The 20,218-nt window shown below is 68.6% G+C and carries 22 protein-coding genes; 14 read left to right on the forward strand and 8 right to left on the reverse strand.

Annotation, left to right across the window (positions count from 1 at the left end; genetic code table 11):
- Positions 1–11: 11 nt before the first annotated feature.
- Entirely contained in the window at positions 12–947 is a 936-nt protein-coding gene (gene fabD / locus HL653_RS01475) for an ACP S-malonyltransferase (RefSeq protein WP_171742931.1), read from the reverse strand.
- 80 nt (positions 948–1,027) lie between these two features.
- Positions 1,028–1,861, reverse strand: coding sequence for an outer membrane protein (locus tag HL653_RS01480; RefSeq protein WP_171742932.1), 834 nt, complete (start codon positions 1,859–1,861; stop codon positions 1,028–1,030).
- 283 nt (positions 1,862–2,144) lie between these two features.
- Between HL653_RS01480 and rpsF the strand changes: the two genes are divergently transcribed.
- The 3 genes from rpsF to rplI are packed head-to-tail and all read left to right on the forward strand — an operon-like array spanning position 2,145 to position 3,410.
- Positions 2,145–2,558, forward strand: a complete 414-nt coding sequence (rpsF, locus tag HL653_RS01485) for a 30S ribosomal protein S6 (RefSeq protein ID WP_171742933.1) — start codon at positions 2,145–2,147, stop codon at positions 2,556–2,558.
- Positions 2,559–2,573: 15 nt separating this feature from the next.
- Positions 2,574–2,798: a 30S ribosomal protein S18 gene (gene rpsR, locus HL653_RS01490; RefSeq protein WP_171742934.1), complete on the forward strand. Its 225-nt coding sequence runs from the start codon at positions 2,574–2,576 to the stop codon at positions 2,796–2,798.
- 12 nt (positions 2,799–2,810) lie between these two features.
- Positions 2,811–3,410, forward strand: coding sequence for a 50S ribosomal protein L9 (rplI, locus tag HL653_RS01495; protein ID WP_171742935.1), 600 nt, complete (start codon positions 2,811–2,813; stop codon positions 3,408–3,410).
- A gap of 189 nt (positions 3,411–3,599) precedes the next feature.
- Here the strand turns inward: rplI and rimO are convergent, their stop codons facing one another.
- Entirely contained in the window at positions 3,600–4,940 is a 1,341-nt protein-coding gene (gene rimO / locus HL653_RS01500; RefSeq protein ID WP_171742936.1) for a 30S ribosomal protein S12 methylthiotransferase RimO, read from the reverse strand.
- Positions 4,941–4,990: 50 nt separating this feature from the next.
- On the opposite strand from rimO, the gene HL653_RS01505 reads away from it, so the two are divergent.
- The 4 genes from HL653_RS01505 (at position 4,991) to hemW (ending at position 8,844) form a co-directional block, all read left to right on the forward strand.
- Positions 4,991–6,127 carry a DUF3089 domain-containing protein gene (locus HL653_RS01505; protein WP_171742937.1) on the forward strand — a complete coding sequence of 379 codons (1,137 nt, stop codon included), beginning with the start codon at positions 4,991–4,993 and terminating at the stop codon, positions 6,125–6,127.
- Positions 6,128–6,230: 103 nt separating this feature from the next.
- Entirely contained in the window at positions 6,231–6,947 is a 717-nt protein-coding gene (gene rph / locus HL653_RS01510; protein ID WP_171742938.1) for a ribonuclease PH, read from the forward strand.
- Positions 6,948–6,949: 2 nt separating this feature from the next.
- Complete coding sequence (gene rdgB / locus HL653_RS01515; RefSeq protein WP_253718204.1) at positions 6,950–7,597, forward strand: RdgB/HAM1 family non-canonical purine NTP pyrophosphatase; 648 nt, start codon at positions 6,950–6,952, stop codon at positions 7,595–7,597.
- A gap of 59 nt (positions 7,598–7,656) precedes the next feature.
- A complete protein-coding gene (hemW, locus tag HL653_RS01520; protein WP_171742939.1) occupies positions 7,657–8,844 on the forward strand; it encodes a radical SAM family heme chaperone HemW in 1,188 nt (395 codons plus the stop codon).
- A gap of 134 nt (positions 8,845–8,978) precedes the next feature.
- Here the strand turns inward: hemW and HL653_RS01525 are convergent, their stop codons facing one another.
- Positions 8,979–10,166, reverse strand: a complete 1,188-nt coding sequence (locus HL653_RS01525) for a penicillin-binding protein activator (protein WP_171742940.1) — start codon at positions 10,164–10,166, stop codon at positions 8,979–8,981.
- A gap of 10 nt (positions 10,167–10,176) precedes the next feature.
- On the opposite strand from HL653_RS01525, the gene rsmI reads away from it, so the two are divergent.
- From rsmI to HL653_RS01545, 4 genes are all read left to right on the forward strand, one after another.
- Positions 10,177–11,028 carry a 16S rRNA (cytidine(1402)-2'-O)-methyltransferase gene (rsmI, locus tag HL653_RS01530; RefSeq protein WP_171742941.1) on the forward strand — a complete coding sequence of 284 codons (852 nt, stop codon included), beginning with the start codon at positions 10,177–10,179 and terminating at the stop codon, positions 11,026–11,028.
- Positions 11,029–11,038: 10 nt separating this feature from the next.
- Complete coding sequence (locus HL653_RS01535) at positions 11,039–11,392, forward strand: YraN family protein (protein ID WP_171742942.1); 354 nt, start codon at positions 11,039–11,041, stop codon at positions 11,390–11,392.
- Between the two features lie 134 nt (positions 11,393–11,526).
- Entirely contained in the window at positions 11,527–12,477 is a 951-nt protein-coding gene (gshB, locus tag HL653_RS01540; RefSeq protein ID WP_171742943.1) for a glutathione synthase, read from the forward strand.
- Between the two features lie 350 nt (positions 12,478–12,827).
- Entirely contained in the window at positions 12,828–14,903 is a 2,076-nt protein-coding gene (locus HL653_RS01545; protein WP_171746715.1) for a TonB-dependent receptor, read from the forward strand.
- Here HL653_RS01545 and HL653_RS01550 read toward each other — a convergent pair.
- The 3 genes from HL653_RS01550 to HL653_RS01560 all read right to left on the reverse strand — a co-directional run bounded on the left by HL653_RS01550 (position 14,881) and on the right by HL653_RS01560 (position 17,690).
- Positions 14,881–16,404 carry an ABC transporter permease/substrate-binding protein gene (locus HL653_RS01550; RefSeq protein WP_171742944.1) on the reverse strand — a complete coding sequence of 508 codons (1,524 nt, stop codon included), beginning with the start codon at positions 16,402–16,404 and terminating at the stop codon, positions 14,881–14,883. The two genes, HL653_RS01545 and HL653_RS01550, sit on opposite strands and share 23 nt — an antisense overlap.
- A 241-nt stretch (positions 16,405–16,645) precedes the next feature.
- Positions 16,646–17,404, reverse strand: a complete 759-nt coding sequence (locus tag HL653_RS01555) for an ATP-binding cassette domain-containing protein (protein ID WP_171742945.1) — start codon at positions 17,402–17,404, stop codon at positions 16,646–16,648.
- On the reverse strand, positions 17,397–17,690 hold the full coding sequence (locus tag HL653_RS01560) for a 4a-hydroxytetrahydrobiopterin dehydratase (RefSeq protein ID WP_171742946.1): 294 nt from the start codon (positions 17,688–17,690) through the stop codon (positions 17,397–17,399). The genes HL653_RS01555 and HL653_RS01560 overlap by 8 nt, the downstream gene beginning before the upstream one ends.
- Before the next feature lie 50 nt (positions 17,691–17,740).
- On the opposite strand from HL653_RS01560, the gene HL653_RS01565 reads away from it, so the two are divergent.
- From HL653_RS01565 to HL653_RS01575, 3 genes are read left to right on the forward strand one after another with little or no spacing between them, the layout of a single operon-like run.
- A complete protein-coding gene (locus HL653_RS01565) occupies positions 17,741–18,157 on the forward strand; it encodes a metallopeptidase family protein (RefSeq protein ID WP_171746716.1) in 417 nt (138 codons plus the stop codon).
- Positions 18,154–18,732 carry a heme ABC exporter ATP-binding protein CcmA gene (gene ccmA / locus HL653_RS01570; protein WP_171742947.1) on the forward strand — a complete coding sequence of 193 codons (579 nt, stop codon included), beginning with the start codon at positions 18,154–18,156 and terminating at the stop codon, positions 18,730–18,732. The genes HL653_RS01565 and ccmA overlap by 4 nt, the downstream gene beginning before the upstream one ends.
- A complete protein-coding gene (locus tag HL653_RS01575) occupies positions 18,729–19,376 on the forward strand; it encodes a heme exporter protein CcmB (RefSeq protein WP_171742948.1) in 648 nt (215 codons plus the stop codon). The genes ccmA and HL653_RS01575 overlap by 4 nt, the downstream gene beginning before the upstream one ends.
- 57 nt (positions 19,377–19,433) lie before the next feature.
- Here the strand turns inward: HL653_RS01575 and HL653_RS01580 are convergent, their stop codons facing one another.
- On the reverse strand, positions 19,434–20,192 hold the full coding sequence (locus tag HL653_RS01580; RefSeq protein WP_171742949.1) for a THxN family PEP-CTERM protein: 759 nt from the start codon (positions 20,190–20,192) through the stop codon (positions 19,434–19,436).
- Between the last annotated feature and the right edge of the window lie 26 nt (positions 20,193–20,218).

Raw genomic sequence — 20,218 nt, forward strand, 5'->3', positions numbered from 1 at the left:
CTCTTCCTTGCTTACAACCCCGCCGCGAACGCCTCGATGTCGGCCATAGTCACCAGGCTCGTCGTCGTCGCATCCGGCGCGATGCGCTTGATCATCGGGCCCAGTACCTTGGCGCCGAACTCCACGAACTCCGTCACGCCCGCCGCGACCATCGCCTCCACGCTCTCGCGCCAGCGCACCGTGCCCGTCACCTGCATCACCAGCAACTCGCGAATCTGGTCGGGATCGGCCACCGGCGCCGCCGTCACATTGGCATAGACCGGAACCAGCGGCGCGCGGATCGCGGCCTTGGCCAGCGCCTCCGCCATCGCATCGGCGGCCGGCTGCATCAGCGCGCAATGGAACGGCGCGGAGACGGGCAGCGGCAGAGCGCGCTTCACGCCTTTCTCCTTGGAAAGCGCCATCGCCCGCTCCACGGCCGCCTTGTGACCGGAGATCACGACCTGCCCGCCGCCATTGTCGTTCGCGGCCTGGCAGACCTCGCCCTCGGCCGCCTCGGCGCAGATCGCCTCGGCCAGCGCATAATCGGCGCCCAGCAACGCCGCCATCGCGCCCTCGCCCACCGGCACCGCCGCCTGCATCGCCTGCCCGCGCAGCTTCAGCAGGCGCGCCGTCGTGGCGAGATCGAACGCCTGCGCCCCGCACAGGGCGCTATATTCGCCGAGCGAGTGGCCCGCGACGAAATCGGCCTTGTCGACCAGCCGGATCCCGCCGTCCGTCTCCAGCACGCGCAGCGCCGCAATGGCATTGGCCATGATCGCCGGCTGGGCATTTTCGGTCAGCGTCAGATCGTCGGCGGGCCCTTCGGCCATCAGCCGCGCGAGATTCTGGCCGAGCGCATCATCCACTTCCTGAAAGACGGCGCGCGCCGCCGTCGATGCGGCCGCAAGCGCGGCGCCCATGCCGACGGCCTGGCTGCCCTGGCCCGGAAAAACGAATGCTCGCATGGTCTGGCTCCTTCAACCGGAGCCCGACTATTTATCGGGGGCGGCCGGCGCAAGCTCTGCGCACCGCCGCCCCCGTCCGCTCAGAAGCGGAAGTTCGCCGTCGCGCTGATATTATCGGTCGCGAAGCGCGAATGGCTGCGCTTGAAATCGGTGCCGTTCGCATTGACGAGGATGAAGGGATTGGTCGCCGGCTGCAGCCCGCGCGACACGCGCAGCCGCGCGCCATCATCCTTCAGGCTGGTGTGCAGATATTGCAGGCCGATCGACAGATGCTTGTGCACGCGCTGCTCCACGCCCGCACCCGCACGCCAGCCAAAGACCGTGTTATCGGACAGGTCCTGAAACGCGTTGGCGCGGTTGGACGAGCGGAAGCTGTTGTCCATCTTCGCCCAGACCACGCCGCCCGTGCCATAGACGAGCGTATTGCGCTGCGCGCCGAGCGCATAGCCGACGCGGGCGCGCAGCCCGTAATTCTCGGCCATCCGCCGCGTCCAGGTATAATTGGCGGGCGTGGTGGAGAAAGCGGTCACGCTATCCTCGGCATAGCCCATGCCCACTTCGGCGAGGCCACCGATCACGACCTTGCCGAGATCGAAATCATAGCCCGCGTGCAGCGCGAATTCGAGGCTGTCCTTGTCCTTGGTGCAGCCGTCCGCCGCCACCGCCGAGCGTGCGCCGCCGCCACAGAAACCCGGCGAGAAGGCGTTGGCGCCCGTCGTGGTGCGGACCGTGTCGCCGAAATTGCCGTCCAGATTATTGTCGAACAGCACGGTTTCGTCGCCGTCGCCCGGCTGGAAACTGTAGCCGGCGCGGCCGCCGACATAGAAGCCGGTCCAGTTGGTCGGCTCGGCGGACTGGGCGAAGGCCGGAGTCGCGGTCGCGATGACGGCTGCGGCGAGAATGAATTTCGACATGGATGCTCTCCCTGAAATCCGCACTCGATGCGGCGGATCAGGGCAGATACGTTTGGTAGGTCCGATTCGGCCGGATAGCAATGAAATGAAATATTTGAGTTGCTTGGCATTTTTCCGCCCAGTTCCCGCGGAGCAGGCTGGCCGCTTGCCTTCGGAGCCGTTTTCGGCCATAGGCCCGCGCTCCGGGCGAAGGCTCCTGCCTTGCGCCCGGTTTTATTTGGACGACAGGCCGGAGGGGCGACCGCATGGGGCGGCGTCAGCGATCGGCATGGAGATATGAAACATGGCTCTCTACGAGCACGTGTTCCTTGCGCGCCAGGATCTGGCACAGGCGCAGGTGGACGCATTGGCCGAAATGGTCACCAAGATCGTCGAGGAAGGTCAGGGCAAGGTCGTGAAGACCGAGACCTGGGGCCTCCGCAGCATCGCTTACCGCATCGCGAAGAATCGCAAGGCGCATTATGTGATGCTCGACATCGACGCCCCGACCGGCGTCGTCGCCGAGATCGAGCGTCAGCTCGGCATCAACGAAGATATCATCCGCTACATGACCGTCCGCGTGGACGCGCTGGAGCAGGGCCCGTCGGCGATGATGCGCCGCGGTGACCGTGACCGCGCCCGTGGCGAGCGTGGCGACCGCCCCGATCGTGGCCCGCGCGAGGATCGCCCGCGCCGTGACGACCGCGACGCGGCGTAAGGAAAGGAACAGACCATGGCCCGTGCCTTTTTCCGCCGCCGCAAGAGCTGCCCCTTCTCCGCGAAGGATGCCCCCCGGATCGACTATAAGGACGTCCGTCTGCTGCAGGGCTTCGTGTCCGAGCGTGGCAAGATCGTCCCCAGCCGCATCACGGCGGTGTCCGCCAAGAAGCAGCGCGAACTCGCCCAGGCGATCAAGCGTGCCCGTCATCTGGGCCTGCTGCCCTACCTCGTTAAGTAAGGAGCGCACCGCATGGACGTGATCCTGCTCGAACGCGTTGAAAAGCTCGGCCAGATCGGTGACGTCGTCACCGTGAAGAACGGTTTCGCGCGCAATTTCCTCCTCCCCCGCAAGAAGGCGCTCCGCGCCAACGAAGCGAACAAGAAGGTCTTCGAGGCGAACAAGGCGACGATCGTCGCCGAGAACGCCGCCCGTCGCGGCGAGGCCGAAGTGGCTTCGAAGGACATCGACGGCAAGACCATCACCCTGATCCGTCAGGCGTCCAACACCGGCCAGCTTTATGGTTCGGTTTCGGCACGTGATCTGGCCGAGCTTCTCGCCGAGGACGGCGCGAAGGTCGCGAAGAACCAGATCGTCCTCGACAAGCCGATCAAGGCGATCGGCCTGAGCGAAGTGAAGATCGTTCTTCATCCGGAAGTGACCGTCTCGATCAAGGTGAACGTCGCCCGTTCGCCGGAAGAGGCCGAGATGCAGGCGCAGGGCGTCGACGTCATGGCTCAGATGTTCGAGCGCGACGAAGCCGGCTTCATCGAGGATTACGATCCGAACGCGGAACCCGGCGCCACCGCCGATGTCCGTCCGGACGCCGAGGAGGAGCAGGAGGAGGCCTGAGGCCTTCCCCTCTCTCGAAGCCCAACAAAAAGGCCGTCCGGAGCGATCCGGGCGGCCTTTTTGTTTTACCTGAGCCCCTGCTCCACTCGCGCCACCCCGGCGAAAGCCGGGGGTCATGCTTCGCCTCCTCTCACGGAAGCCGCATGCCGCATGCTGGATCCCGACGTTCGTCGGGATGACGGGCGTGGATCAGGCCGGCACGCCGAACAGATCGTGTTCGTCGGCTTCCTCGATTTCGACCTTCACGATGTCGCCGGGGGACAGATGGCCCGCGTCGCGCAGGTGGACCTGACCGTCGATCTCGGGGGCGTCCGCCTGGCTGCGGCCGGTGGCACCGTCGCCGCCGACCTCGTCGATGATCACGTCCAGCGTGCGGCCGACCTTGGCCTCCAGCTTTTCGGCCGAGATGCGCGCGGTCAGCTCCATCAGGCGGGCGTAGCGCTCCTCCTTCACCTCTTCCGGCACCGGATCGGGCAGATCGTTGGCGGCGGCGCCCGCGACCGGCTCGAACCGGAACGCGCCGACGCGATCGAGGCGGGCTTCCTCCAGCCATTGGAGCAGATAGTCGAAATCGGCCTCGGTCTCGCCGGGGAAGCCGACCACGAAGGTCGACCGGATCGCGATGTCCGGCGCGATCTCGCGCCACTTGGCGATCCGCTCCAGCACCTTCGCCTCGTTGGCCGGGCGCTTCATGGCCTTCAGCACGGACGGCGCCGCATGCTGGAAGGGGATATCGAGATAGGGCAGCACCAGCCCCTCCGCCATCAGCGGGATCACGCGATCCACGTGCGGATAGGGATAGACGTAGTGGAGGCGCACCCAGGCACCCAACTGGCCCAGATGGCGCGCGAGATCGGTCATGTCCGAACGGATCTCGCCGCCGCCCTTCAGGGGATAGGAGGCATGGCGCAGATCGAGGCCGTAGGCGGACGTATCCTGGCTGATGACGAGCAGTTCGCGCGTGCCCGCCGCGACCAATTTCTCCGCCTCGCGCAGGATCGCATCGGGGCGGCGGCTGGCGAGATCGCCGCGCAAGGCCGGGATGATGCAGAAGCTGCAGCGATGATTGCAGCCCTCCGAAATCTTCAGATAGCTGTAATGCTTGGGCGTGAGCTTCAGGTCACCGCCCAGAGGATTGGCCGGCACCAGATCCAGATAGGCCGAAGGCGGAATCGGCGCCGCGTCATGCACCGCGCCCACCACCTGCTCATATTGATGCGCGCCGGTGACGGCGAGGACGGACGGGAAGCGCTCGCGAATCACCTCCGCTTCCTTGCCCATGCAGCCGGTGACGATGACGCGGCCATTCTCCGCGATCGCTTCGCCGATCGCCTCGAGGCTCTCTTCCTTGGCGGAATCCAGAAAACCACAGGTATTCACAAGAACGACATCGGCGCCCGCGTAATCGGGCGACATCGAATAGCCGTCCGCGCGCAGCTTGGTGAGGATGCGCTCGCTGTCCACAAGGTTCTTCGGACAGCCGAGCGAAACCATGCCGACTTTCGGCGGGGAGGGAAGTATCGTTGCCATGGGAGCCGCGCCACATAGGCGATCGGCTCCGATTTTACGAGGGGGCGCCTGTGCCGGGACGGTCTTTGTGGTTTGGTGTGACCGCGCTGCTGGCGATGATGCCCGTCGAGGCCCAGCCCGCGACCACGCCGCCACCCGCGATTGCCCGTCCCGACGACACCCCGCCCCCGCCCGTCGACTATGCGAATCCGGCCAGCTGGATGTGCCGCCCCGGCGTGGATGACGGCACCTGCTCGGCCAATCTGGACGCGATGACGGTGGATGGCGGCGGCACGCGCACGCCGAAGCCGTACAAGGCGGCGGCCGATCCCAAGATCGACTGTTTCTACATCTACCCCACCGCCTCGGGCGATTCGACGATGTTTGCGGATCTGCTGCCGGATGCGGGCGAGAAGCGCGCCGTGCACAGCCAGGCGGCGCGGCTGGGCGAGGCGTGCCGCCTGTTCGCGCCGCTCTATCACCAGTTCACCGGCGCGGCCCTGCGCTACGGCATGGCGGTGGAGAAGCGGACGGAAATCCCGGCCTCTTACACCGACATCCCGTTTCGCGACGTGCGGGCGGCGTGGCGGGCCTATCTGAAGAATGACAATCACGGCCGCGGCGTCGTGCTGATCGGGCACAGCCAGGGCGCGATGATGCTGAAGCAGCTGATCGCCGCGGAGATCGACGGCAAGCCCGCGCAGAAGCTGGTCGTCGGCGCCTATCTGGCGGGCAATCCCGATCTGACGACCGACAGCTTCAGGAGCCTCAAGCCCTGCGCGGCGCCGGGCCAGACGGGCTGCATCGTCGCCTGGTCCTCCTATCTCGATACCGTCACCAGCCCGCACATCTTCGGCGCGGCCAAGCCCGGCAAGACGGCTCTGTGCGTGAACCCGGCGGCGCCCGGCGGCGGACGCGGGATGCTGAAGGCCTATCTCAACCGCCCCGGCATCGCCCCCGAAACCGATCCGCCTTATGTCGAGACGATCGGCCAGATGTCGGCCGAATGCGTGGCCGATGCGGGCGGCACGGTGCTGCGCATCCATATCGAGCCGAGCCGCTATGCCGATCTGCTGACGGCCTCGCTCGGCCGCCTCTCCGCCGCTTCGCCCGCATGGGGGCTGCACACGCTGGACGTGAACCTAGTGCAGGGCAATGTGATCGACATGATCGAGGCGCAGGCGGCCAGCTGGACGAAAGGGCACTGAGCCCTCCGGCGGGCAGGAGCGGGAAGAATGGCGGCCCGCTCCCCTCGCTTCCTTCCCGCTCCGCAAAGGGCTAGGGCGGCGCGTGAACAATCAAGGAGCTTCCATGCGCCCCAGCGGCCGTGCCCCCGATCAGATGCGGGCGATCACCATCCAGCCGAACTTCACCGTCCATGCCGAGGGCAGCGTGCTCATCGGCTTCGGCGACACCAAGGTGCTCGTCACGGCATCGGTGGAAGAGCGCGTGCCGCCGTTCCTGCGCGGCAAGGGCCAGGGCTGGGTGACGGCCGAATATGGCATGCTGCCCCGCGCCACCCACACGCGCGGCAGCCGTGAGGCCGCCAAGGGCAAGCAATCCGGCCGCACGCAGGAAATCCAGCGCCTGATCGGCCGCTCGCTGCGCGCCGTGGTCGACATGGAATTGCTCGGCGAGCGCCAGATCACGATCGACTGCGACGTGATCCAGGCGGACGGCGGCACCCGCACCGCCTCCATCTCCGGCGCGTGGGTCGCGCTGCGCATCGCCGTGGACAAGCTCCTGGCGTCGGGCGCGCTGGTCGCGGACCCGATCAAGGCGCAGGTCGCCGCCGTCTCCTGCGGCATCTATGAGGGCAATCCGGTGCTCGATCTCGATTATATCGAGGATTCGAACGCGCATGCCGACGCCAATTTCGTCCTGCTGTCCGACGGCAACATCGCCGAGGCGCAGGCCACCGCCGAGGGCGCGACCTATGACGAGGAGGCGCTGCTGCGCCTGCTGCGCCTCGCCCGCATCGGCTGCGGCGAGATCTTCGCCGCCCAGCGCCTGGCTGTGGGCAAGTGAGCATCCGGCTGATCGACGACGAGCCGCCGGCCGTGCCGCATCGCCGGCTGGCGCCGGGCAAACTCGTCATCGCCAGCCACAATGAGGGCAAGGTGCGCGAGATCCGCGCGCTGCTGGAGCCCTATGGGATCGAGCCCGTCTCGGCCGCCTCGCTCGGCATTCCCGAGCCGGAAGAGACGGGCACGACCTTCTTCGCCAATGCCGAGTTGAAGGCACGCTATTCGGCCGACCTCTCCGGCATGGTCGCACTGGCCGACGACAGCGGCCTGTGCGTGGATGCTCTGGGCGGCGATCCCGGCGTCTATACCGCCAACTGGGCCGAAACCGAGGATGGCACGCGCAACTGGCCGATGGCCATGCGCAAGGTGGAGGACGCCCTGCAGGCCAAGGGGCCGGAGGCGGGCCGCGACGCGCATTTCGTCTGCGTCCTGTCGCTCTGCTGGCCGGACGGGCATGTCGAGAGCTTCGAGGGGCGCGCCGAAGGCACGCTGACCTGGCCGCCGCGCGGCACGGTCGGCTTCGGCTATGATCCGGTGTTCGTGCCGAACGGCGACACGCGCACCTTCGCGGAACTGGCGCCCGAAGAGAAGAAGGCGATCAGCCACCGCGCGGATGCGTTCCGCAAGCTGGTGGCGGCGTGTCTGGGGTAATCACTCTCCCCTCCCGCTTGCGGGAGGGGTCGAGGATGGGCCTGCGCGCACGATAGATCATGGCAACCCGCACACACTCACACGTTCGTCCTGAGCCTGTCGAAGGACGGGCTCCGGGCGAGTCGAGTGCGGCACAGGACGCCCTCGCCCTCTACGTCCACTGGCCGTTCTGCGTCTCCAAATGCCCCTATTGCGATTTCAACAGCCATGTCCGCGAGGGCGTGGATCAGGATCGCTGGCGGCAGGCCCTGCTCACCGATCTGGCGTTCGAGGCGGAGATCGGCCCCAAGCGTCCGCTCACCTCGATCTTCTTCGGCGGTGGCACCCCCTCGTTGATGCCGCCCGCCACGGTCGCCGCGATCCTGCGGGATGCCGAGCGCCGCTTCGGCTTCACGCCCGGCATCGAGATCACGCTGGAGGCGAACCCCTCCTCGGTCGAGGCGGCCCGCTTCGCCGATCTGGCGACGGCGGGGGTCAATCGCGTCAGCCTCGGCCTGCAGGCGCTCGATGACGAGGTGCTGCGCTTCCTCGGTCGCGCCCACGGCGTGGAGGAAGGTCTGAAGGCGCTGGAGACGGCGCAGGCCTGCTTCGATCGCGTCAGTTTCGACCTGATCTATGCCCGCCCCGGCCAGAGCGAGGCCGAATGGGCGATGGAGCTGGAGCGCGCGCTCGGCTTCGGCACCGGCCATCTCTCGCTCTACCAGCTCACGATCGAGCCCGGCACGCGCTTCGCCACGCTGGCGGCGCAGGGCAAGCTGGCGCCGGTCGATCCCGATCATGGCGCAGCCTTGTTCGAGCTGACGCGGGAGATGACGGCGGCGGCGGGCCTGCCCGCCTATGAGGTGTCCAACCACGCCCGCCCCGGCGAGGAGAGCCGCCACAACCTGACCTATTGGCGCTACGGCGATTATCTGGGCGTCGGCCCCGGCGCGCATGGTCGGCGCGAGGGCGTGGCGACGGTGCGTGCGAAGAAGCCCGAAAACTGGCTGTCGCGGATCGATTCGCAAACCAGCGGCATCGCGGAGGAGGAGCGGCTCGATCCCGCCACGCAGGCGACCGAGGCGCTGCTGATGGGCCTGCGGCTGGAAGAGGGCGTGAGCCTCGCCCGCTGCGCGCCCGCGATCGATCCGGCCGCGATGGCGCGCCTGATCGCGCAGGGGCTGCTGGAGCGAAAGGACGACAGGCTGCGCGTGACGCCCGGCAACGTGCTCGTGCTGGACGGGATCTTGGGCGCCTTGGCCATCTGATCCTCCCCTACAAGGGGAGGTGGCATCGCGAAGCGATGACGGAGGGGTGGCTGCCTGCCACGAACCGAACCGCCTCTACCCCCTCCACCATCCTTACGGATGGCCCCCCTCCCCTTGCAGGGGAGGATGCTTGTTCAGAACCCCGTCGGCGGCGCCGAAACCACCGTGCGCCCACCCGCACCCAGTTGGTGCACCGCCAGCGAGCGTTCGGCGACATGGTTGGCACCGAAGCGGAAGGCACCATCGACGCCCGCGAACCCGCCCTCGTCGGACAGGCGATCCGTCGGGAAAGCCGCGCCCGGCTTCCAGTCGCGCGCGATGCGCACGGCCAGCAGCACCGCATCATAGCCGAGGCTGGCGAGGCGATAGGGCGTCTTGCCGTAACGGGCGCGGTAACGCGTCTGCAGCTGGCCGAACATGCGATCGTCGACCGACGCGAACCAGGCGCCGCTCATCGCCGCGACCGCATTCAGGCCCGGCTCCGCATTCCACAATTCGGTGCCCATCACCTGCCCTGTCGCGCCCTGCTTGCGAAGCAGGGGCACGGCGAGGACGGCGATGCGCCCGCTGTCCGCGATCAGCACGGCGTCGAATTTCTGCTTGGCCAGCGCCGCCACCGCCGCCGTGATCCCGGCCGAGCGGTCATAGCTCTGCATCGTCACGACGCTGCCGCCCGCCGCTTCCGCCACCCGGATCAGCGTACCCGAGGCGGTACGCCCGTAAGCGCCCTGCGGCACGAGCCCGGCGAAGCGCGTCATCCCCTTGGAACGGGCGAAGCGCACCACGCGCTCGATCGACTGGGCGGGCTGGAAGCCCAGCAGCCAGACATTGTCGGCCGAGGCGGCGATGTCGTTGGAGAAGGACACGACCGGCACGCCGCGCGCCGCCGCCGGCCCGGAAACCGCGCGCACGTCATCGCCCAGCAATGGCCCGAGGATCAGCGCATTGCCCTCGGCCAGCGCCTTGGCGGCGGCGGGGCCTGCACCGGGGCCGGTATCGTAGGTCGTCACGCGCAGGCTGCGATCCTTGGTGTCGGCCAGCGCCAGCACGGCGGCGTTGGCGATCGACTGGCCCACGCCCGCATTCGGCCCCGTGAGCGGCACCAGCAGGGCGACACGGTGGCGTTCCTTGTCTTCCGGCAGGCCCTCCTGCTTCGAAGGCGCGGTGGCTGTGGGCGGCGCCTTGGTCGGCACGGGCGCGCTGCGACGGGGGCCGCCGGTGGTGGTGCAGGCACCGAGCAGCATCGCCACCAGCAATGCGAGGAAGGTGGCCGCGCGATTCCGCCGGCCTCCGATTTGCGCCCGGTGGCCGGGGTCTGCCATGGTTGCCATCATGTCTTTCAGCGATCCCGAACCTCTCGAACCCGGCCTGTACATCGTCGCGACGCCGATCGGCAACCTGAAGGACCTGAGTCCGCGCGCGGCGGATATCCTGTCACGGGCCGATGCGATCGCGGTGGAGGACAGTCGCGTCACCGGCGGGCTGCTGCGCCATATCGGCGTGAAGCGGCCGATGATCCCCTATCACGACCACAGCACGGAGCGGGTGCGCGAGGATCTGGTCGCGCGGCTGGGAACGCAGGCGATCGCGCTGGTGTCGGACGCGGGCACGCCGCTCATTTCCGATCCGGGCTTCAAGCTGGTCCGTGCCGCGCGTGCGGCGGGCTATGCCGTGACGACCCTGCCCGGCCCCTGCGCGGCGGTGGCGGCGCTGACGTTGGCGGGGCTGCCGACCGACCGCTTTCTGTTCGCGGGCTTCCTGCCCTCCAAAGCCAAGGCGCGCGACGAGGCGATCGACGAACTGGGCGCGGTCCGCGCGACCTTGCTCTTCTACGAATCGGGCCCGCGCCTCGCCGCGAGCCTTTCCGCGCTGGCCGCACGGCTGGGTGATCGCGAGGCGGCGGTGGCGCGCGAGATCAGCAAGATGTTCGAGGAATGCGTGACGGGCACCCTCTCCGAACTGGCCGCGCGCTATGCCGGGGCCGCGCCCAAGGGCGAGATCGTGATCGTCGTCGCCCCGCCCGGCGAGGCCGAACCCGCAAGCGAGGCGGATGCCGACGCCCTGCTGGCCGAGGCGCTGGAACGGCTGCCGATCGGCAAGGCCGCCTCCGAAGTGGCGCAGGTGACGGGCCTCAACCGCCGCGATCTTTATGCGCGCGCGCTGGCGCTGAAGGGCGAGGCGTGAGGGGCGCAGGATGAGGGATCGCCGCGCGTCCGAGCGGAGTGGCCGCGTGGCCGAGACGGCGGCGGCGTGGTGGCTGCGGCTCAAGGGCTGGCGCATCCTTGCGCGCCGCGTGCGGACGCCGGTGGGCGAGGTGGATCTGATCGCCACACGGGGCGATCTGGTCGCGTTCGTCGAAGTGAAGCGCCGCGCGACGGCCGCCGAACTGGATTTCGCGATCGACGAGCGCAGGCTGGCGCGGGTCGCGGCGGCGGCCGGCTATCTGGCGCCCCGCTTCGCCGGCGAGGGGCAGGACATCCGCATCGACGTGATCCTGATCGCGCCGGGCCGCGCGCTGCGCCACATCGAGAATGCGTGGATCGGCTAGACTTTCTCGCCCCTCGTGAAGCCCCGCTTCCTTGTCCGCCGTTCGTGCTGAGCGTAGTCGAAGCACGTGCTTCATCACCGCACGCTGCCCCCCGTCCTTCGACTTCGCTCAGGACGAACGGAGAACCAGATCGAATGTCACTGACCGTAGCCGTCCAGATGGACCCGCTGGAATCGATCAACATCGGGGGGGATTCCACCTTCGCGATCATGCTGGGCGCGCAGGCGCGCGGCCATGCGCTCTGGCATTATGCGGCGGGCGATCTGTCCTATTGCGACGGTCGGCTGACCGCGCCCGCGCGCCGCATCCGCGTGCAGCGCGTGGCGGGCGATCATTTCGCAGTGCTGGAGACGAAGACGCTCGATCTGGGCGCGGATGTCGACGTGATCCTGATGCGGCAGGATCCGCCCTTCGATCTCGCCTACATCACCGCGACGCACCTTCTGGAGCGGATCCAGCACCAGACCCTGATCGTCAACGATCCCGCCTCCGTCCGCAACGCGCCCGAAAAGCTGTTCGTGCTGGATTATGCGGAGTTCATGCCGCCCACGCTGATCACGCGCGGGCTGGAGGAGGCGCGCGCCTTCCATGCCGAGCATGGCGAGGTGGTGGTGAAGCCGCTTTACGGCAATGCCGGCTCGGCCGTGTTCCATGTCGCGCGCAAGGACGCCAATCTGGCCGCGCTCACCGAATTGTTCGGCCAGGTGTGGCGCGAGCCCTTCATGGTGCAGGCCTTCCTCCCCGACGTGTCGAAGGGCGACAAGCGGATCGTGCTGGTGGACGGCAAGCCCACCGGCGCGCTCAACCGCCTGCCGCGCGAGGGCGAGATACGATCGAACCTCGCCGTCGGCGGATCAGGCGCGCAGGCGGACCTGACGCCGCGCGAGCTGGAGATCTGCGCCGCAATCGGCCCGGAACTGGCGAAGCGCGGGCTGCTGTTCGTGGGGATCGACGTGATCGCCGGCTATCTCACCGAGATCAACGTGACCTCGCCCACCGGCATCGTCGCGATCGACCGCTTCAACGGGACGGACACGCCCGCGATCATCTGGGACGCGATCGAGGCGAAGCTGGCGGAGCGCTGAGGCTGCATACCCGATCACCGGCCTGTTCCCTGCCCGTCACCCCGGACTTGATCCGGGGCCCCGCTGCCTCATGCCGGGCCTGAGAAGAAAGAAGCAGGATCCCGGATCAAGTCCGGGATGACGGAAGAGCATATTCGGCGGCGCGCGTCCTTCCAGTGACGCATGCCCTTCCCATCGCCGATGAGGCGTGCGCAGCGCGCGGCGCCATTCCGTTCAGCCCCCGTCTAGGCTGACACCCCGAAGACACACTCCCGCCCCACCTCGCCGCGCGCCACAAAAAGTCACTTGATACAATATATCATCCCCCTATGAAGCGTCGCCGAGCGATAGGGAGTTTTTGAATGCGGATGATGAAGGCGGGCTTGTTGGCGGGTGCTGCGCTGATACCGACCACGGCGGCGCTGGCCGAGGATGCGACGCCGCCCTCGGGCAACGACATCGTCATCACCGCGCCGCTCTCGCGCAGCCGCGAGGATGTGATTGCCGGTGTCTCCGTCATGTCCGGCACCGATCTGGTGCGCAATATGCGCTCCACCGTGGCCGAGACGCTGGCGCGCACGCCGGGCGTGTCCGCCAGCTCGTTCGGCCCCAGCGCCTCGCGCCCGATCCTGCGCGGCTTCCAGGGCGATCGCGTGCGCGTGCTGACGGACGGCATCGGCAGCATCGACGCCTCGGGCGCCAGCGCCGACCACGCGGTGGTGATCAATCCGCTGCTGGCCGAGCGGATCGAAGTCGTCCGCGGCCCTTCCGCGCTGCTTTATGGTTCGGAGGCGATCGGCGGCGTCGTCAACGTGATCGACACGCGCATCCCGCGCAGCATCCCCGAAAACGGTTTCCGCATCACCGGCCAGGGCACCTATGGCAGCGCCGCCAACGAGCGCTCGGGCGGGCTCGCGGTGGACGTGAAGGCGGCCGAAAATCTCGTGATCCACGCCGACGGCAGCTATCTGAAGACCGGCAACATGGACATTGGCGGCTATGCGCTGACGCCGGCGCTGCGGCGCACCGCGCTGGCGACGGCGGCGGCCGGCGGCGATCCCACCGGCGAGATCGATTTCGCGGGCAATGCGGCGGTGAAGAACACGCTGCCCAACACGCGGGCCAAGACGTGGGATGCGGCGCTCGGCGCCACGCTCATCACCGAGACGGGCAGCCTCGGTTTCTCCTACAGCCACTATGACAGCCTCTACGGCGTGCCGATCCGCTATGCGACGCAGCTGGGCGAGGGGCAGGAAGCGCCCCGGCTCGACGTGAAGCAGGATCGCCTGGATGCGCGCGCCGAGATCGACGCGAACGGATCCGTGATCGAGAAGATCCGCTTCCGCATCGGCGGCGGCCGCTATCGTCACTACGAGCTGGAACAGGACAATTCGATCGGCACCGCTTTCTACACGCAGGGCATGGAGGGCCGGCTGGAACTGGTGCAGGCCCAGCATGGCGGCTGGCGCGGCGTGGTCGGCGGCCAGTTCCTCTATCGCGACTTCAACGTGGTGGGCGACGAGGCCTTCCTGCCGCGCAACCAGACCGACCAGCAGGGCGTGTTCACGCTGCAGCAGCTGGAGATGGGCAAGCTGAAGCTGGAGGCGGGCGCCCGCTTCGAGCATGCGGTGGCGGCGTCCAAGCCGCGTGACGACCAGCCGCAATTCACGCGCGGCAAGCGTGGCTTCGATCTCGTCTCGGGATCGATCGGCGCCTCCTATGCGATCACGCCCGGCCTCCGCTTCGGCGTGAACCTCTCGCACAGCGAGCGCGCGCCCTCCGCCGAGGAATTGTTCGCCAACGGCCCGCATGGCGGCACCGAAGCGTTCGAGATCGGCGATCCGGGCCTGAAGAAGGAAAGCGCGAACGGCGCCGAGGCCGTGCTGCACGTCCACGGCCGCGGCTTCGACCTCGAAGCCTCGGCCTTCTACCAGCGCTTCAACAACTATATCGACGACTTCCCCACCGGCGAGATCGAGGACGGCCTGCCCGTCTATCAGTCCGCGCAGGCCGATGCCCGCTATTACGGCTTCGAAGTGCAGGGATCGGTGGACCTCGCCCATATCGGTGACACCACCTTCGCACTCGATGGCCTGGCCGATTATGTGAACGCGCAGGTGATCAGCCAGAGCCCCGTGCCCCGCATCCCGCCGCTGCGCGTGCTGGCGGGGATCGAGGCGAAGAATGGCCGCATCTTCGGCCGCGCCGAGGTGGAGCGCGTGATGAAGCAGGATCGCATCGCCGCGTTCGAGACGGAGACGCCGGGCTACACGATGGTCAACGCCTCGATCGGCGTGCATCCGTTCGCGGACCATCAGGGCACCAGCATCATCCTGTCGGCCAACAACCTGACCGACGTGGTGGCGCGGCGCGCGACCTCCTTCCTGAAGGATTATGCGCCGCTGGCCGGGCGCGACATCCGCATCACCGCGCGCTTCCAGCTCTGATCCGACCGGCAAGCCAGGAGGCGGCGTCTTCGGGCGTCGCCTTTCCGGCATCCCGATCGACGCGGTAATTGGCCTCTCGCATCGCATCGACGGGGATCGCGTTCACCAGCGGGCGCAGCGCGGCGAGGAAGCGCGCGTCGTGCGCGCGGGCGGGGCTGGCGAGCAGCAGCGCATCGTAGCGCGGCACGGCGCCCTTCGGATCGCTCAGCACGACCAGCTTCTCCGCCGCGATCCGCCCGTCCGACGAGAAAGCCGAAATCACGTCGGCCTGCTTGCTCGCGAGCGCGCGATACATGAAGGTGGGGTTGTAGGCCCGCTGCGTGCGGAAGCGCAGGCCATAGGCCTCCCGGATCGCGCGCCATTCGGGCCGATCGAGAAATTCGAGGTCGGCGCCCAGCGCGAGGTTCGGCGCGCGGGCGGCGAGATCGGCGAGGCTGGAGATCCCCGCCCCCGGCCGCATCGCCAGCGCATAGGCGTTCTCGAAGCCGAGCGGGCCGACGATCGCGGTCTTGGGACCTGCCGCCATCCACCGCCCCATATCGGCCAGCATCGCGGCGCGGGGCTTCGTGTCGGTCCGTCCCATCGCGCCGGTCCAGAGCGTGCCCGCATAATCGACATAGACATCGACATCGCCCGCCGCGAGCGCGCGGAAGGCGACCGCCGAGCCCAGCCCCTCGCGATAGGAGACGCGGTAGCCCGCCGCCTCCAGCCGCGCGCCGATCAACCGGGCAAGGATGAACTGCTCCGAGAAATTCTTGGCGCCGACCACCACGGTCTGCGGGCGCGGCGCGACGCTGGGGGCGAGCGCGGCGGCGAGGCCCGCCACCAGCAACGCGATCCCGGCCAGCAGAGGTGCACGTCTCCGGCGGGAGAGGCCGCGCTCGATCAGCGCCAGTACCGCGTCGGTGGCGATGGCGAGCCCCGCCGCACCGATGCAGCCCGCCAGCACGAGTGACCAATTCTCGGTCTGAAGACCGGAGAAGATCGGATTGCCGAGGCTGGGATAGCCAATCGTGGTGGAGAGCGTGGCCGCGCCGATCGTCCAGACGGCGGCGGTGCGAATCCCCGCCATCGCCACGGGGGCGGCGAGCGGGAGTTCGACGAGGCGGAGCTTCTGGCGCGACGTCATGCCCACGCCGTCGGCCGCCTGCAGCACGGCGGGGTCGATCCCCTGCAGCCCCGCCACCACGTTCCGGATGATCGGCAACAGCGCATAGAGGGTGAGCGCGAGCAGAGCGGGCAGGAAGCCCAGCGCCGGGATCGCACCGCCCGCGAAGGACGAGAGCCACAGCAGCACCGGGTAGAACAAAGCGAGCAGCGCGAGGCCGGGAATCGTCTGGATCAGCCCCGCCACCGCGAGGATCGCGCCACCCGCGCGGGGCCGGCGCGCGGCGAACAGGCCGAGCGGAAGGCCGATCGCCAGCGCCAGCAGCATCGCCGCGCCCGCCAGCAGCAGGTGGCTGGCGATCAGGGGTGGGAGCTGGGCGAGCGCGGCGGTCATTTCCCTGCTCCCGCTGGGGCGGGAAGAAGAAGGGGATTCACGCGGAGACGCGGAGGCGCGGAGAAGAATGAGAAGATACTTGATGGCCCTCGGCCGAAGGCCGATTTTGTACCATTCCGCTGAGGGGGCACACCGCGTCGATCACATGCGAAACCTCTCTGCGCCTCTGCGTCTCTGCGTGAATCTCTTGCCCTTCCGCCCCCTTCGGATGAACGGATACGAAGCAGGCGATCCCCGCCCGTCATCCGCCCAGCGCCCGCAGGCGGTCGGCCTGTTCGCGCGGCACCGCCACCAGAGCCGCCGCCTCCGGCCCGGCCCCGCCCGCCAGCATGGCCGTGGGCGTCGCATCGCCCGCCACGCGGCCCCTGGCCATCACCACCACGCGATCCGCCAGCAGCAGGGCCTCGGCCATGTCGTGTGTCACCAATATCGTCGTGAGGCCCAGCGCGTCGTGCAGGTCGCGCACCGTGCGCCCCAGCCGATCGCGCGTTACCGGATCCAGCGCGCCGAACGGCTCGTCCATCAGCAGCAGTTTCGCCTCGTTGCCCAGCGCGCGGGCGATCCCCACCCGCGCCTGCTCGCCGCCCGAAAGCTGCGCCGGCATCCGCCTCGCATAAGCAACGGGAAGCCCCACCCGCTCCAGCGCGGCCGCCACGTCCACCGCCCCCTGCCCCGCCAGCCGCGCGGGCAGCGCGATATTCTCCGCGACCGCCATGTGCGGGAACAGGCCGACATTCTGGAAGCTGTACCCCGTGCCGCGCCGCACCTGCACCGGGTCCAGCGCGGCGATATCCTCGCCATCCCGCAACACCCGCCCCGCATCGGGCGCCTCCAGCCGGTTCGCCATCCGCAGCAAGGTCGACTTGCCCGAACCCGACGCGCCGACCAGCGCCACGAACGATCCCGCCGCGATCGCCAGCGTCACGCCGTCGACAGCCGCCTGTCCCGCATAGACGCGGCTGACGCCCTCGTAAGAAAGCGCGGGCGGCGCGTCAGCCAAGCAAGGCGTCGATCTGCGCGGCGAGCGTCACGTCGCGCTGGGACAGGCCGCCCGCATCATGCGTGGTGAGCAGCACGTCCACCCGGTTCCACACGTTCGACCATTCGGGATGATGATCCGCTTTCTCCGCCAGCAGCGCCACCTTCGTCATGAAGCCGAAGGCCGCGACGAAATCGGGGAAGGTGAAGCGGCGGCGAATCCCGTCCCGCTCCCCGTCCATCGCCCATTCGGGCAGATCGGCCAGCGCCAGCGCGCGCTCCGCCTCGTTCAGTCGCTTGATCGTCATGCCACTCTCCCACGCTGGCGCCCGGCAAACCCTTGGCCTATCTCGCGCAGATGGCGAGGCAAGGTCAAACCATCGCGCCCGATGCCGGGATGATCGAGCGGATCGCGCGCGACGCGATCGCGCGGCTGCCCGAGGCGTTCCGCGCGCATCTCGACAATGTCGTGCTCCAGATCGAGGATTTCGCGGACGACGAGACGCTGGATGCGCTCGGCCTCGAAGATCCGTTCCAACTGTCCGGCCTCTATTCGGGCCGGCCGATCGGCACCAAATCGATCGACGACAGCGGCACCCTGCCCGACATGATCCACCTCTATCGCCGCGCTTTGCTCGACGAATGGGCCGAGGGCGGGGAAACGCTGGAGACGCTCGTGTCGCATGTGGTGATCCACGAGATCGGCCACCATTTCGGCCTGTCCGACGCGCAGATGCACGCGCTGGAGCAAGAGGCGGGGCACGCTCCCGAATGAGCGAATCCGCGCGGCTGGTGCTACATGACATCGCCTGCCTGCGCGGCGATCGCCTGTTGTTCGAGGGGCTCGGCTTCGCGCTCGGCCCCGGCGAGGCGCTGTTGGTGACGGGACGCAACGGCGCGGGCAAATCCAGCCTGCTGCGGATGATCGCCGGGCTGCTGCCCCCCGCCGCCGGACGGATCGAACGCGAGGGGCGCGTGGCGCTGGCGGCGGAGGCGGCGGCGCTCGATCCCGATCGCGCGCTGGGCGCGGCGCTGCGTTTCTGGGCGGGGCTGGACGGGGCGAACGACACCGTGCTTCCCGCCGCGATCGGCACGATGGGACTGGAGGCGCTGGAGGACGTGCCCGTGGCGATGCTCTCGACCGGCCAGCGCAAGCGCGCCGTGCTGGCGCGCACGATCGCGGGCGGCGCCGATATCTGGCTGCTGGACGAACCGGGCAACGGCCTCGACACCACGGCGCTCGACCGGCTGGCCGGGGCCATGGCCGCGCACCGGGCGAAGGGCGGCATCATCGTCGCTGCCAGCCACCAGCCGATCGGCCTCGTCCCCACGCGCGAGATCGCGTTGTGAAGGCGCTCGTCGCGGTCGGCGCGCGCGATCTGCGGATCGCCTGGGCGCAGGGCGGCGCGGTGCTGCCGCTCGTCTTCTACCTGCTCGTCGCCACCCTCCTTCCCTTCGCGATCGGGCCGGACAAGGCCTTGCTCGCGCGGATCGGCGGGGGGCTGCTGTGGACGGCCGCCCTGCTCGCCGCCCTGATGCCGGTGGAGCGGCTGGTGGCGCCCGATCTGGCGTCCGGCACGATCGACCAGTTCGTGGTGCGGGGCATGAGCGAGGAGGCGATCGGCGCGGCCAAGCTCGTCGCGCACTGGATCGCGTTCGGCCCGCCGCTGATGATCGCCACCCTGCCCGCAGCTGCTCTGCTGGGGCTGGACGGGCCGACGGTGCTGCGCCTCGAGGTCGGGCTTGCGATCGGCACCCCCGGCCTCGCCGCGCTGGCGCTGGCGACGGCGGCGCTGACGGCGGGCCTGCGCGGCGCGAGCGCGCTCTCGGGTCTCATCATGCTCCCTCTGGCGATCCCGCTGCTGATCTTCGGCGCGGGCGCTCTGGGAGAGGCGGGCGCGGGCGCCACGAAATTATTGGCCGCGACCAGCCTGCTGCTCGTGGCCGGCACCCCCTTCGCCGCCGGAGCCGCGCTGAGGGCCGGGCGCGGCTGAGAGAAAAAGAGGCGGGGAGGCCGCTGGTTTTCCTCCCCGCCCCGAGGTGCCCTCCGGTTACACCGGGGAGCGGACCGTTTTGAACCGTATGCGGCTGCCGCTCCGGCGCATCGCGCCGCCGAGGATGCCGAAACCCGCGACCAGCATGGCCCAGCTCGCCGGCTCCGGCACGGGCGATGCGAGATCGAAATGCGCGACGAGCGTGGCCGTCGTGCTTTCCTGTTCCTGCGCGATGAAGCTCGACTGCGGGACCAGCTGCGCATCGAGGAAGCCATCGATATACAGGGTCAGCGTCTGATCCCCGAGCTGGAACACCTGCGTGGCGGCGCCCGTCTTGATGCTGATCTTGTCCGAACAGCCGATATTGGACGGATAGGGGCAGGTGGCCGGATTGTTCTGGTTGGGCGTCTCATCCACGCTGATCAGAAAGGTGAAAGGCCCCGTCGCCAGCGGCGCACCGTCCACGGTCAGGCCCGGGCTGACGCTGAAGCTGACCGCATTGATCGCGTCGAGCACCGGATTATTGTAATAGGTCAGCGTTCCGAGCGTGAATGGCGTGCCCTGCACGATCGCCTGCGCGGGCGCGTACGAAAAACGCAGGCCCGATTGCCGGTCTACCCGATTGGGCGAACCCGGATCGCCCCAGCGTATCTCCTCGCTGCCGGGCCGGCCGTCCGTATCGAGATAATGGTAAAAGCTGCTGTTGCCGCCGACGGGATCGGAGAAATCCGCCGAAACCGACGACAAGGTGGTGGCGGCCGACGCCGGTGCCACGATGGAACAGGCCGCCCAAGCCGCAAAAATCGCAAGCCGCATACGATACTCCCCTTACACAGGGGACC

The sequence above is a fragment of the Sphingomonas sp. AP4-R1 genome (genome assembly GCF_013113735.1).
Classification (GTDB): domain Bacteria; phylum Pseudomonadota; class Alphaproteobacteria; order Sphingomonadales; family Sphingomonadaceae; genus Sphingomonas_I.